The sequence below is a fragment of the Acidovorax sp. 94 genome (genome assembly GCF_003634645.1).
Classification (GTDB): domain Bacteria; phylum Pseudomonadota; class Gammaproteobacteria; order Burkholderiales; family Burkholderiaceae_C; genus Acidovorax; species Acidovorax facilis.
In genome coordinates this window covers 4,759,348-4,772,023 of the sequence record NZ_RBJA01000001.1, presented here as the reverse complement: position 1 = coordinate 4,772,023, position 12,676 = coordinate 4,759,348, and the positions used below count along the sequence as shown (strand labels likewise).

11 protein-coding genes are annotated in these 12,676 nt (G+C 65.1%); 1 reads left to right on the top strand and 10 read right to left on the bottom strand.

Features of this window, described 5'->3' with window-relative positions; translation table 11 throughout:
* Positions 1 to 7 precede the first annotated feature (7 nt).
* From C8C94_RS21985 to C8C94_RS21965, 5 genes are all read right to left on the bottom strand, one after another.
* Positions 8 to 784: a 1-acyl-sn-glycerol-3-phosphate acyltransferase gene (locus C8C94_RS21985; protein ID WP_121422222.1), complete on the bottom strand. Its 777-nt coding sequence runs from the start codon at positions 782 to 784 to the stop codon at positions 8 to 10.
* 65 nt (positions 785 to 849) lie between these two features.
* Positions 850 to 1,461 (bottom strand): D-glycero-beta-D-manno-heptose 1,7-bisphosphate 7-phosphatase, encoded by a 612-nt coding sequence (gene gmhB / locus C8C94_RS21980; RefSeq protein ID WP_121422221.1) that lies wholly within the window; start codon positions 1,459 to 1,461, stop codon positions 850 to 852.
* Positions 1,462 to 1,513: 52 nt separating this feature from the next.
* Positions 1,514 to 3,655: a glycine--tRNA ligase subunit beta gene (glyS, locus tag C8C94_RS21975; RefSeq protein ID WP_121422220.1), complete on the bottom strand. Its 2,142-nt coding sequence runs from the start codon at positions 3,653 to 3,655 to the stop codon at positions 1,514 to 1,516.
* A 21-nt stretch (positions 3,656 to 3,676) separates the two neighbouring features.
* Complete coding sequence (glyQ, locus tag C8C94_RS21970) at positions 3,677 to 4,582, bottom strand: glycine--tRNA ligase subunit alpha (RefSeq protein WP_010462637.1); 906 nt, start codon at positions 4,580 to 4,582, stop codon at positions 3,677 to 3,679.
* Positions 4,583 to 5,042: 460 nt separating this feature from the next.
* Positions 5,043 to 6,119 carry an asparaginase gene (locus C8C94_RS21965; protein ID WP_121422219.1) on the bottom strand — a complete coding sequence of 359 codons (1,077 nt, stop codon included), beginning with the start codon at positions 6,117 to 6,119 and terminating at the stop codon, positions 5,043 to 5,045.
* Between the two features lie 214 nt (positions 6,120 to 6,333).
* Between C8C94_RS21965 and C8C94_RS21960 the strand changes: the two genes are divergently transcribed.
* Positions 6,334 to 7,251, top strand: coding sequence for a LysR family transcriptional regulator (locus C8C94_RS21960; protein ID WP_010462640.1), 918 nt, complete (start codon positions 6,334 to 6,336; stop codon positions 7,249 to 7,251).
* A gap of 160 nt (positions 7,252 to 7,411) precedes the next feature.
* Here the strand turns inward: C8C94_RS21960 and fabB are convergent, their stop codons facing one another.
* The 5 genes from fabB to C8C94_RS21935 form a co-directional block, all read right to left on the bottom strand.
* Positions 7,412 to 8,635: a beta-ketoacyl-ACP synthase I gene (gene fabB, locus C8C94_RS21955; protein ID WP_121422218.1), complete on the bottom strand. Its 1,224-nt coding sequence runs from the start codon at positions 8,633 to 8,635 to the stop codon at positions 7,412 to 7,414.
* A complete protein-coding gene (gene fabA, locus C8C94_RS21950) occupies positions 8,632 to 9,153 on the bottom strand; it encodes a 3-hydroxyacyl-[acyl-carrier-protein] dehydratase FabA (RefSeq protein ID WP_008907199.1) in 522 nt (173 codons plus the stop codon). The genes fabB and fabA overlap by 4 nt, the downstream gene beginning before the upstream one ends.
* A gap of 159 nt (positions 9,154 to 9,312) precedes the next feature.
* Positions 9,313 to 10,935, bottom strand: coding sequence for an apolipoprotein N-acyltransferase (gene lnt, locus C8C94_RS21945; protein WP_121422217.1), 1,623 nt, complete (start codon positions 10,933 to 10,935; stop codon positions 9,313 to 9,315).
* Complete coding sequence (locus C8C94_RS21940; protein ID WP_055396869.1) at positions 10,935 to 11,819, bottom strand: HlyC/CorC family transporter; 885 nt, start codon at positions 11,817 to 11,819, stop codon at positions 10,935 to 10,937. The genes lnt and C8C94_RS21940 overlap by 1 nt, the downstream gene beginning before the upstream one ends.
* A gap of 114 nt (positions 11,820 to 11,933) precedes the next feature.
* Entirely contained in the window at positions 11,934 to 12,671 is a 738-nt protein-coding gene (locus tag C8C94_RS21935; RefSeq protein WP_055396871.1) for a GNAT family N-acetyltransferase, read from the bottom strand.
* Positions 12,672 to 12,676 lie beyond the last annotated feature (5 nt).

The following is a 12,676-nucleotide window of genomic DNA, read 5'->3' as shown; positions in this document are numbered from 1 at the left end:
CTCTGGCCTACTTCTCGCCCGCCTTGCCGTGCGGGGCGATGACCACGGCAGGGTACGCATCAGGGTCCAGGCGGCGCATCTCGGCCTCGATCCAGGCCTCCACTTCGCGCATCAGCTCGTCGGGCTTGCGGCCTACGCTGGAAATGGGCTTGCCGATGGACACATCCACCACGCCCGGGCGCTTGATGAACGCCTTGCGCGGCCAGACCTTGGCGGACGTCACAGCAATTGGCACCACTGGCGCGCCGGTGTCGATGGCCAGGCGGGTGCCGCCGGTCTTGTAGTTGCCCTTTTGCCCACGCTCAATGCGCGTGCCTTCGGGGAACATGATGATCCAGATGCCCTGGGCCAACAGGTCCTTGCCCTGCTGCACCACCTTGTGGAAGGCCTGGGTGCGCTGGTCGCGGTCGATGTGGATCATGTCGAGGCGGCCGATGGCCCAGCCGAAGAACGGCACACGCAGCAGCTCCTTCTTGAACACATAGGCCAGGGGGCGCGGCATGATCGCGGGCATCAGAAAGGTCTCGTACGTGGACTGGTGCTTGACCAGCAGCACCGCCCCCGCGTTCTCGCCCTGCGGCAGGTTCTCCATGCCGATCACGTTGGCGCGGATGCCCAGGATCACGCGGGCACCGCTGATGCACAGTGACAGCCACGCGCGGGCGATGCGGTACAGCGGCTTGCCGCGCACGCCCAGCAGCGTGCCCAACATGATGGTCAGCGCATAGGGCACCACAGTGATGCCCATCCAGAGAAGGTGAATGACGGAACGGAGAAAGGCCATTTTTGTGGTCATTTTGGCCGCCAGCGCTTATCTATCAAGCGCTAACAGCTATTAAAGTAATAGCATTAGAAAGCAGCGCCGCCAGGCGCTGGCAGGGGTGTCGCCGCCAGGGGTGCCGCAGCGGGCTGCACAGCAGGCAAAAGCTGGTCCACAAAATCACCCAGGCTGGCATGCACGCGCGTGCCCGGCGGAACCCCCACTGGCAAGGGGCCACCGGGGTGCACCTGCGCCGACTGCCCCGTGCACACCAGGTGCAGCTGTGCGCCCAGTGCGGCGCCTGCCTGCAGGTGCGCGGTGCAGCTGCCCACCACCTGCACATCCTCACGCTCCACCCCATAGCGGTCACTGATCTGCTCCAGCAGGCCGGGGGCGGGCTTGCGGCACGCACACTCCTCATCGGCCGCGTGGGGGCAGTAGAAAACGGCATCAATGCGCCCGCCCACCGCCGCCACCTGACGGTGCATCTTGGCGTGAATGGCGTTGAGCGCCACCACATCAAACAAGCCCCGGCCCAGGCCCGGCTGGTTGGTGGCCACCACCACATGCCAGCCCGCATGGTTGAGGCGCGCAATGGCTTCGAGCGCGCCCGGCACAGCGGTCCACTCGTCGGCAGCGGTAACGTAGTCGTCCGCCAGCGGATTGAGGGTGCCGTCGCGGTCGAGGATGGCGAGTTTCATAGGAGGGGTTTACCTTGTGAGAACCGCCAGCCTAGCAGCTTGTGCAAACCGGTCAAACCGCCAGGCGGGACAGGTCGGCCACGCGGTTCATCGCGTTGTGCAGCATCTTGAGCAGACCCAGGCGATTCATCCGCACATCCAGTTGCTCGGCGTTGACCATCACATCGTCAAAGAACGCATCTACAGGCGCGCGCAGCACGGCCAGGGTCTGCAGCGATGCGGTGTAGTCGCCAGCATCGAACTGGGCGTTGGCTTCGGGCACGAAGCGCTGCAGGGCAGCGTACAGGTCCTGCTCGGCTTTTTCCTGCAGCAGCTCGGGGTTCACGTGCGCGTCCACCGGGCCTTCGACCTCGGCCTTCTTAAGGATGTTGCCAACGCGCTTGTTGGCAGCAGCGAGGGCGGGGCTTTCGGGCAAGGCGGCGAAGGCACGCACTGCGGCCAGTTGCTTTTCGACCAGTGCAAGGCGCTGCGGACGCAGGGCCAGCACCGCGTCGACTTCCTGGGCGCTGTAGCCCTGCTCACGCAGGCTGCCGGCGAGGCGGTCGTAGATGAAGTCGGCGAGCTGCGCCGAGGCGTCGGTGATCTTGTCGCCAAAGGCGGGCACGGCACCGGCCAGCAGTGCCGTCAGATCCAGCGGCAAATCCTTCTCGACCAGCATGCGGATCACGCCCAGTGCATGGCGCCGCAGCGCAAACGGATCGCGGTCGCCCGTAGGCAGGTTGCCAATGCCAAACATGCCGACCAGGGTTTCGAGCTTGTCAGCCAGAGCCACCACCACGCCCGCCATATTGCGCGGCAGTGCGTCGCCCGCAAAACGCGGCTTGTAGTGGTCTTCGATGGCGTGCGCCACGGTCTCGCCCAGGCCGTCGTTCAGGGCGTAGTAGCCGCCCATGATGCCCTGCAGCTCAGGAAACTCGCCCACCATGTCGGTCACGAGGTCGGTCTTGGCCAGTTGCGCGGACAGGTCGGCATCGGCCACCAGAGCAGCGTCGCCCAGTCGCGTGGCAATGACCTTGGCAATGGCCCGCACGCGCTCCACGCGTTCACCCTGCGTGCCTAGCTTGTTGTGGTACACGACCTTACCCAGACCCTCGACGCGCGAGGCCAGGGTCTTCTTGCGGTCCTGATCAAAGAAAAACTTGGCATCGGCCAAACGGGGGCGCACCACGCGCTCGTTGCCGCCGGTCACAAAGCTCGTGTCTTCGGGGCTGATGTTGCTGACCACCAGGAACTTGTTGGTCAGCTTGCCTGCAGCGTCCAGCAGCGGGAAGTACTTCTGGTTGGCCTTCATCGTGAGGATGAGGCATTCCTGCGGCACGCCCAGGAACTGCTCTTCAAACTGGCAGATGACCACGTTGGGGCGCTCGACCAGCGCGGTCACTTCGTCGAGCAGCGCCTCGTCTTCGATGGGGCGGGCGCCATTGCCCACCTTCGCAGCAGCAGCGGCCAGCTGGCGCGCGATCTCGGCCTTGCGCTCGGCAAAGCTGGCGATCACGGCGCCATCCTTCTTCAGCGTGGCGGCGTAGCTGTCGGCATCGGCCAGCACCACGGGCGACACGGCGGCTTCAAAACGGTGGCCGGTGGTGCTGTTGCCAGCGGTCAGACCCAGCGCCTTCACGGGCACCACCGTGCTGCCATGCAGCGCGACCAGGCCGTGTGCGGGGCGTACAAAGTTCACGCTGGTCCAGCCGGGCAGCTCGCAGTCGGTTTCAAGTTGGTAGCTCATCACCTTGGGGATGGGGAGCTTGGCGATGGCTTCATCCAGCGCCTTTTGCAGGCCCGCCGCCAACGTGGCACCGGCCACCACGCTGTCGTAGAACAGGGCTTCGGCCTTGCCGTCCTGCGCGCGCTTCAAGGCAGCCACAGCGGCTACGGGGTTGGACACATCGGCGCCCAACGCCTGCAGCTTTTTGAGCAGCGCGGGGGTGGCGTTGCCGCTGGCGTCCAGGCCCACGGTCACGGGCATCAGCTTTTGCTGCACGGCCTTGTCAGCGGCCTTGTCGGCCACGGCAGTCACATGCGCAGCCAGACGGCGTGGCGAGGCGAAGGGCGTGACCACCGAGGCAGCCGTCGCCAGGCCCAGGGCCTTGAGCTGGTCGCCCAGCACGGTGGCGAAGGCATCGCCCAGCTTCTGCAGCGCCTTGGGCGGCAGCTCTTCGACAAACAGTTCAACGAGGAGGTTTTGGGTCGTCATGTTCTTGTTCTTTCCGCGCGCTCACGCAGCCTTCTTCGTCATCTGTTCCACCCACTCGCGGGGCGCCATCGGGAAGCCCAGGCGTTCGCGGCTTTCGTAGTAGCTCTGCGCCACGGCACGGGCCAGGTTGCGGATGCGGCCGATGTAGGCGGCGCGTTCCGTCACGCTGATGGCACCGCGTGCATCCAGCAGGTTGAAGCTGTGCGCGGCCTTGAGCACCTGCTCGTACGCGGGCAGCGCCAGCTGCTGCTCCATCAGGTACTTGGCCTGCTTTTCGTGCGCGTTGAAGGCGGTGAACAAGAAGTCCGCGTCGCTGTGCTCGAAGTTGTAGGTGGACTGCTCCACCTCGTTTTGCTTGTACACGTCGCCGTAGCTCAGGGTGTCGGTCCACTTGAGGTTGTAGACGTTGTCCACGCCCTGCAGGTACATGGCCAGGCGCTCCAGGCCGTAGGTGATCTCGCCGGTGGCAGGCTTGCAATCGATACCGCCCACCTGCTGGAAGTACGTGAACTGCGTCACCTCCATGCCATTGAGCCACACCTCCCAGCCCAGGCCCCAGGCGCCGAGCGTGGGGTTTTCCCAGTCGTCTTCGACAAAGCGGATGTCGTTCTTTTTCAGGTCGAAGCCCAGGGCTTCGAGGCTGCCCAGGTACAGCTCCAGGATGTTGGCGGGTGCGGGCTTGAGCACCACCTGGTACTGGTAGTAGTGCTGCAGGCGGTTGGGGTTCTCGCCGTAGCGGCCATCCTTGGGGCGGCGGCTGGGCTGCACGTAGGCGGCCTTCCAGGGCTCGGGGCCGATGGCGCGCAGGAAGGTGGCAGTGTGCGAGGTGCCGGCGCCCACTTCCATGTCATAGGGTTGCAAAAGGGCGCAACCCTGCGCGTCCCAGTAGGACTGCAGCTTCAAAATGATTTGCTGGAATGTCAACATGGCGTCTTTGGCTGAGGCACTGGCAAGCCAGGGCCGAGCAAGTAAGGGGAAAAAGAAGAAAAGGCGGTGCGGATGCCAGCCCCGGCGCCTGCCACCCCAAAAGGTAGCAAGGACGGGCCTCGCGCGCGCAAACCAGTGATTTTACGGCGCGCAGCCGCACGTGCTGCGGCAGCGCCAGCAACATCGGCCCGCGCCCATGAAAAAAGGCCGGAGCCCTTTTGGAGCACCAGCCTTCCCAACCAGTCACGCAGGCTATAGCCCGTTGCGTACCAGTGACCACCTTTGCGGGTAGCCCGTCGGCGCACGTGTTGTGCGCCAAGTCAAATCAACTATCCATCACGCTGGCCGGAGCGCCACCACAGGGCGCTGCCTGGGCGAGTGCCCCCGCGCAAGGGCCGCCCCGCCGCGCTGGGGGCGTCCCCCTTCAGGGGGAAGGCGCGCAGCGCCTCAGGGGGTCTTCTCAATACTCCCAGAAAATGCGCTGCAGTTCCTTGCTGTCGTTGGTCTTGGTGAGGGCCACCATGGCCAGGATGCGGGCCTTTTGGGGGCGCAGGTCGTGGGCCACCACCCAGTCGTACTTGTCGTCGGGCTGCTCGGCATTGCGCAGCACAAAACCGTCGGGCACGCGGGCCGAGCGAACGATCTGCACGCCCGCAGCACGCAGTGCCTTGAGCGAATCCACCGCCTGTGCCGCCACCGAGCCATTGCCCGTACCGGCGTGGATCAGCGCCTTCACGCCAGCCTTGCCGTAGGCTTCAATACCCGTGGTGTTCATGTTGCTGTAGCCATAGACGATGTCCACGGCGGGCAGCGCCTTGATGTCGTCGATGTTGAACTCGGACTGGGTGGTGTGGCGCTTGACCGGCGCGCGGAACCAGTAGTTCTTGCCTTCCACCACCATGCCCAGCGGGCCCCATTGGCTCTTGAAAGCCTCGGTCTTGATGTTGATGGTCTTGCTCACGTCGCGACCGCTCTGGATCTCGTCGTTCATCGTGACCAGCACGCCCTTGCCAGCGGCGTCCTTGCTGGCGGCCACGGTCACGGCGTCGTACAGGTTCAGCGCGCCGTCGGCCGACAGGGCCGTGCCGGGGCGCATGGAGCCCACCACCACGATGGGCTTGTTGGTGCGCACGGTGAGGTTCAGGAAGTACGCGGTTTCTTCGAGCGTGTCGGTGCCGTGGGTGATGACGATGCCGTCCACATCCGCCTGCTTGACCAGGGCCGACACGCGCTGGCCGAGGCGCAGCAGGTGCTCGTTGGTGAAGCTTTCAGACGCGATCTGGAACACCTGCTCACCGGACACCTTGGCCACATTGGCCAGCTCGGGCAGGCCTGCCAGCAGTTTATCGACCGGCACCTTGGCAGCAGCGTAGGTGGCGCTGTTGGCGGCCGAGGCGCCAGCACCTGCAATGGTGCCGCCGGTGGCCAGCACCACCACATTGGGCTTGGCAGCCTGGGCCATGGCCACAGCGGACGCGGCCGACAGCAGCAGGCCAGCAAGCCAGCGGCTGGCAGTGGGGGAGGAAGAAATGCGCATGAGGGTGTCTCCTGATTTTTTTGGGGTTGGCGACGCGCGTTGCGCCGCTCTTTGCAAAACCCGCCCGTGAAGCGGTGCCGCATCCTATGAGAAAGCAGAACACAGTCATGCGGAATAATTGACCCACCCTTATGAATTTCACTCACACCCCCAACACCTCCACCCGATCCCAGTATTCGGGTCGCACAGGCACACACACCGGAGCAGCGCTGGAATGAACCTGCGGCAACTGGAAGTTTTTCAGGCCGTGCTGCAGACCGGCAACATGAGCGCAGCGGCGCGCCTGCTGTGCATCACGCCCTCGGCGGTCAGCAAGGCCATTGCGCACACCGAGCTGCAGCTGGGCTACCGGCTGTTCAACCGCACACCCTCGGGCTTGACCCCCACCCCCGAGGCCCAGGTGCTGGCGGCCGAATCCACTGGCATCTACCGGCAGCTGGACGCACTCAAGCGCACCGCGCGCAACCTGGCCACCAGCGATTCGGGCGATGTACGCCTGGGGGCGATCCCGTCGATCACCCACGAGTTTCTGCCGCGCCTGTTGCAACACCATGCCGAGCAGCATCCGCAGGTGGGCGTGGAGGTGCGCACCATCCACCAGGACCAGATGACGCAGGCGCTGCTCACGCGCAGCGTGGACTTTTGCCTGGGCTTCTACAAACACCCGCACCCGCAAATTGCGAGCGACCTGCTGGTCAGCGGCAGGCTGTATCTGGCGGTGGCGACCAGCGTGTGGGCCCGCGCGCCCCGCGCCGCCACCCCGGGGGCGCGGCTGGCGCAAGTGCCCGTGATCCGCCTGGTGGGCGACGACCCCATGCGCCAGGCCATTGATGAGATTGCGCAACGGCTGGGATCGCCCGCTGGACCAGGGATTCAGGTGCAGACCTCGCGCTTGGCGCTGGAGCTGGTACGCCGGGGCATGGGCTGGACGGTCGTGGACTTCCTCACTGCCAAGGGACTCGACCCCGCGCAAATGGTGGCGCAGGAGCTGCACGAGCTGGCGCCCATGTCGCTGTACAGCTACCACGCACGGGCCTTGCCGCCGGGCCTGCAGGCCACGCGCATGCTGGCCATGCTGCCCACCCTGCTGCACGAAGCCCTGCAACCCAACCCCAAGCCCGCACGGCGCTGACGGCCCGGTAGCCCATGACATGACTGGTGCTAAAAAGGGCTCAGGCCAGCGGTTCGCCCCAGGGCGAGGCTGGTGCCACATCCCAATTTGCGCAAGTCCCACGTGAAAACGGCCTGCCTGTCCGGAGACAGGCAGGCCGTTTGGTGTGGGAAGGCTGCGGTCAGTCGTTCCAGCGGCGCAGCACCAGGCTGGCGTTGGTGCCACCAAAACCGAAGCTGTTGGACAGCACGGTGGTCAGCTGCGCGTCGCGCGTCTGGGTGACCAAGGGCATATCGCCCAGTGCCGGGTCGGGCGTCTCCACATTGGCAGAACCGGCGATAAAGCCCTTATTGAGCATGATCACGCAGTAGATCGCCTCTTGCACACCCGTCGCACCCAGCGAGTGGCCAGTGAGCGACTTGGTGGACGAGAACGGAGGCACCTTGTCGCCAAACAGTGCACGCATGGCGCGCACTTCCTGCATGTCGCCCACCGGCGTGGAGGTGCCGTGGGTGTTGATGTAGTCGATGGGGGCGTCGAGCCCTTCCATGGCCTGCTGCATGCAGGCAATGGCGCCATCCCCCGAGGGGGCCACCATGTCTTCGCCATCGCTGGTGGCGCCAAAGCCCACCACTTCGGCCAGGATGGTGGCGCCGCGCGCCTGGGCGTGTTCGAGGCTTTCCAGCACCACGGCGCCGCCGCCGCCGGCGATCACGAAGCCGTCGCGGTTCGCGTCGTAGGCGCGCGAGGCCTTCTCGGGCGTGGCGTTGTACTTGCTGGACATGGCTCCCATGCCATCAAACAGCAGCGACATGCCCCAGCTCAATTCCTCGCCACCACCCGCAAACATCACGTCCTGCATGCCCCAGGCAATCTGCTGCGCGGCTACACCGATGCAGTGGGCCGAGGTGGAGCAGGCCGAGGTGATGGAGTAGTTGATGCCCTTGACCTTGAAGTTGGTGGCCAGGCAGGCAGAGACGGTGGAGCTCATGCAGCGCGTGACCTGGTAGGGCCCGACGCGGCGGATACCCTTTTCGCGCAGCGTGTCGGCCGCCTCGATCTGGTTGGCAGGCGATCCGCCGCCCGAGCCCATGATGAGGCCGGTGCGCGGGTGGCTCACCTGCTCAGGCGTAAGACCCGCCTGGGCAATGGCGTCTTCGAGTGCGATCTGCGCATACGCGGCCGCATCACCCATGAAGCGCAGCTGCTTGCGGTCGATACGCGCCTCGATGTCGATCTCAGGCGCACCACCCACCTGGCTGCGCAGGCCCAGCTCGGTGAATTTTTCGACGGCCTTGATGCCGCTTTTGCCTTCGCGCAGGGAGGCTTCCACAGTGGCCAGGTCGTTGCCAATGCACGAGACGATGCCCGCGCCGGTGATGACTACGCGCTTCTTGGTGGTCATGCTGCGTCCTTGCCGTCTTCCTCGCGCTTGAACAAGCCCACGCGCAGGTCATTGGCTACATAGATTTCCTTGCCATCAGCCAGCAGGCGGGCATCGCCAATGGCCATGACCAGCTTGCGCTTGATGACGCGCTTGATGTCGATTTCGTAGGTGACGAGCTTCACGTCCGGGCCCACTTCGCCGGTGAACTTGACCTCGCCTGCACCCAGCGCACGGCCCCGGCCGGGCAGCTGCAGCCAGGTCAGGTAAAAACCGATGAGCTGCCACATGGCATCGAGCCCCAGGCAGCCGGGCATGACCGGGTCGCCCTGAAAGTGGCAGGCAAAGAACCACAGGTCGGGCTTGACATCGAGCTCGGCGCGGATCTTTCCCAGCCCGTGCGCGCCACCATCGCTGTCGATGTGCGTGATGCGGTCAAACATCAGCATGGGCGGCAGCGGCAGGCGCCCGCTGTCGGCGCCGAACAGCCGGCCCTCGCCCGAGGCGATCAGTTGTTCGTAGGAAAAGGAATCTGCCATTTTCAGTCGTGCTCCAGAACAGCGGTTGGCCCGCCTCAAATCATCGTTGTATGCAATACAGCCCCGTCTTGCGGGGCTCTATTATCAAGGCATAGGGAGCTGCCTCTAAACAATGGCCTGCCAAGCCACCCGCCCCGCCCTCTCGGCGCCTGACCTGGATCAATGGCGGCGCGCCCCCATGTCCTTGTTTCTGGCCCACACGCCAAGCGCCAGCACCAGCGCCCCGAACATCCAGAGCGGCCACAGGCCCCAGCGCGACACCCACCAGGCGTAGGGCGTGATGGCCCAGCCACTTTGCGCATCCAGCCCCCGGCCTTGCACCTCGCCCTTGAGCACGCCGCGTGTAGTGCGCGCCAGCTGGTGCGTCACCACACCCCGGTGGTCGATGATGGCAGTGGCGCCGGTGTTGGTGGCGCGCACCATGGGGCGCTCGAACTCCAGGGCACGCATGCGGCTGATCTGCAGGTGTTGGTCAATGGCCACGGTGTCGCCAAACCAGCCGATATTGCTGAAGTTGACGAACACCGTGGGCGCCTGTGCCGGATCGATGAAACGAGCCCCCAGCTCTTCGCCAAAAAGGTCTTCGTAACAGATGTTGGGCGCAATGCGCTGGCCCGCCCAGGCAAAGGAGGGCTGCCCCACCACACCCCGGTTGAAGTCCCCCAACGGAATGTTCATCATGGCCGTGAACCACCTGAAAAAGGGCGGGATGAATTCGCCAAACGGCACCAGGTGGTGTTTGTCGTAGCGGTAGGGCGTGGCCCCGGTGGCGGGGCTCATGCCAAGCACCGAATTGGTGTAGCCCTGCGCCTCGTCGCCCAGCGGAATGCCCAGCAGCGCTGCCTGCGGACCCTGCGCGTAGCGCTGCTGGATGCCTTCCAGATAGCCCGGTATGAGCTGCTGGGGCAGCAGCGGGATGGCCGTTTCCGGCGCCACCACGAGATCGGCCTTGGCGTCGCGCAGCGCTTCGGCATACCACTTCAGTGCCAGCGGCACGCCGCTGCCCGACTGGAATTTCTCGTCCTGCGGGATATTGCCCTGCAGAAGCTCCAGACTCAGGGAAGGCGCGGGGCGCTGCAGGGGTGTAGAGCAGAGATGGATGGCACAGAAGCGGTCTACCGTGGCCAGGGCCAGCGCTGCTCCCAACGCCAGCAGCAGCGCCCACAGGCGCCAGCCACGGAAGTCGGCGCGCCGCACTTGCACCGCCCCCATCGCCAGCATCGCAGCAACCGCCCCCAGCCCATAGACGCCCCCGTAGCGCGCCAGCGCCGCCAGCGGCCCATCCACATGGGCATAACCGCCAGCGCCCCAGGGGAACCCCGTCCACAAGGTGCCACGCGCCAGTTCGGCCACCAGCCAGAATGCTCCAAAAATGATAGCTGCTAGCGCTTTACTGGTAAGCGCCAGGCGGCAAAAAATCCCCAACATCGCCGCGTAGTAGCTGGCGAGGAACGCCGCCAGCCCCAGCACCGCCGCCACGGCCAGCGGCGCTGCCAGCCCGCCGTAGGTGTGCATGGAGATGAAAAGCCACCAGAAGGTCCCGGCCAGCCAGGCCGTGGCAAACAGGCCACCGATGGCCGCGCCGCGCTGCCAGGAGACAGACACCGTGGCATGTGGTCGCACCAGCCAGGCCAGCACCGCCATGGAGGCGATCTGCAGCCACCACAGGGGTTTACCGCTCCAGGGCCAGGCCAGCGAGGCCGCCTGCGCCACGCCGGCAGCCACAGCCAGCAGCGCCTGCAGGGCCAGCGGCAGCCCCGGCGTGGAGGTAGCTCGGGCCATCAGTCGCTGGCGCTGGCTTCTTCGACCCGCGACACCTTGAACCAGCGCACGGCGCCGCCCTTAGTGTGCAGCACGACGAAGTGCAGGCCGCTCAGCTGCAGGTGCTCGCCGCGCTTGGGCACATGGCCCATTTCGTGGGCAATCAGGCCGCCGATGGTTTCGAAGGTTTCATGGGGGTCGCTGCCCTGAACCAGCACATCAAACGCCTCGCACACCCGCTCCACCGAGGTGTCGCCACTCACCCGGTAGGTGCGGTCGGCCAGGCCAAAGATGTCGCCGTCGTCTTCGGGGATGTCGAACTCGTCCTCGATCTCGCCCACGATCTGTTCGAGCACGTCTTCAATGGTGATGAGCCCGGCCATGCGGCCAAATTCGTCGATCACGATGGCCAGGTGGTTGCGGTTGCCGCGAAACTCGCGCAGCAGGTCATTCAGGCCCTTGCTTTCAGGCACAAAGGCGGCCGGGCGCAGCAGCGCTCGGATATTCAGCTCCGGCGCCCGCTGCAACTTGAGCAGGTCCTTGGCCATGAGGATGCCGATGATGTTCTCGCGCTCGCCCTGGTACACCGGAAACCGCGAGTGCGCGGTGTTGATGACAAGGTGCAGCATCTCGTCAAACGGTGCGTCGATGTTGACGAGGTCCATGCGAGGGGCGGCCACCATCACGTCGCCCGCCGTCATGTCGGCCATGCGGATGACGCGCTCCAGCATCACGCGCGAATCGGCCCCAATGACCTGGTTGTCTTCGGCCTCGGCCAGGGTCTCAATGAGTTCTTCCGTGGAGTCTGGCCCCGGATGGATGAACTCGGCCACTTTCTGCAGGAAGGTGCGCTTGTCTTCCCTCTCGGGTGGTCGCCCGGGGTGCGCGGGATGCGGGTCAGACACTGGAGTGCACGACGTGCGGTAGTGAATCAGGCCCCTAGGATAGCGGATAGTTGTGACGGCCCGCTACGCAAACCCCGCAGGCCGCGCAGCGCGACCTTGGGATGGATGGACCGACTATTCAGCAGATTGGTGGCGCGCGTGCTGCACGCCACTGCGCACTTCCTGCACGCTGGCCAAAAAGTCCCAGAACTGCTTGGCCTGCTTCTTGATCTGGTAATCCACCTCGGCGAACTGCTGCTCGACCATCTCGGTCATGCGCGTGTCCAGGCTGGCCGGTTCGATCTGGAGGTAAGCCTCGGACTCCGAACCATCGCGGCGCACGGTGGCACCGGCCTTGCGGGCAATTTTCAGCATGGCGGTGTTTTCGGAGAGCGCATGGATAAAAACCATGTTCACACCTTCATTGCGCGCATGCATCACGGCCCGCTCGAACAGACGTGCGCCGAAGCCCCGGCCACGCGCCTGCTTGAGCACCGACACGCCGAATTCGGCGCAATGTTTGTACTCTGGGTGCTCCGAGAAGGCCAGATGCGCCATGGCGATCAGTTCGAGGCGGCGGTTGTAGATGCCGAAGATCTCGTCGCGGTTGAAGTCGAGCTGCTCGGCATAGCGCCGGATCTGCTCGTCGTTGGCGGCGTAGCCAAAACGCAGGTAGCGGTCTGCGGGCTCCAGCTGGAGCAAATGTTGGGTGATCCGCTCCCGGTAGGAGGGACCCAGGGCACGAATGGGAACCATCACGGGGACCTCCTGCTTGACGCGAGTTTCATGGGCAGGCGATTCGCCCATCACCGGGCGCAGCATATCCCTGCCTGCATACCAGGATGCCTTGAGCCAGTCTTTGGTTGCGATCATGGCTG

What these genes read in the sequence shown, in the direction of transcription:
- C8C94_RS21960 (WP_010462640.1), top strand. Translation starts at nt 6,334, where the DNA reads ATGAACCTGCGGCAACTGGAAGTTTTTCAGGCCGTGCTGCAGACCGGC.
- glyQ (WP_010462637.1), bottom strand. Translation starts at nt 4,582, where the DNA reads ATGTTGACATTCCAGCAAATCATTTTGAAGCTGCAGTCCTACTGGGAC.
- fabB (WP_121422218.1), bottom strand. Translation starts at nt 8,635, where the DNA reads ATGACCACCAAGAAGCGCGTAGTCATCACCGGCGCGGGCATCGTCTCG.
- glyS (WP_121422220.1), bottom strand. Translation starts at nt 3,655, where the DNA reads ATGACGACCCAAAACCTCCTCGTTGAACTGTTTGTCGAAGAGCTGCCG.
- lnt (WP_121422217.1), bottom strand. Translation starts at nt 10,935, where the DNA reads ATGGCCCGAGCTACCTCCACGCCGGGGCTGCCGCTGGCCCTGCAGGCG.
- gmhB (WP_121422221.1), bottom strand. Translation starts at nt 1,461, where the DNA reads ATGAAACTCGCCATCCTCGACCGCGACGGCACCCTCAATCCGCTGGCG.
- C8C94_RS21985 (WP_121422222.1), bottom strand. Translation starts at nt 784, where the DNA reads ATGGCCTTTCTCCGTTCCGTCATTCACCTTCTCTGGATGGGCATCACT.
- fabA (WP_008907199.1), bottom strand. Translation starts at nt 9,153, where the DNA reads ATGGCAGATTCCTTTTCCTACGAACAACTGATCGCCTCGGGCGAGGGC.
- C8C94_RS21935 (WP_055396871.1), bottom strand. Translation starts at nt 12,671, where the DNA reads ATGATCGCAACCAAAGACTGGCTCAAGGCATCCTGGTATGCAGGCAGG.
- C8C94_RS21965 (WP_121422219.1), bottom strand. Translation starts at nt 6,119, where the DNA reads ATGCGCATTTCTTCCTCCCCCACTGCCAGCCGCTGGCTTGCTGGCCTG.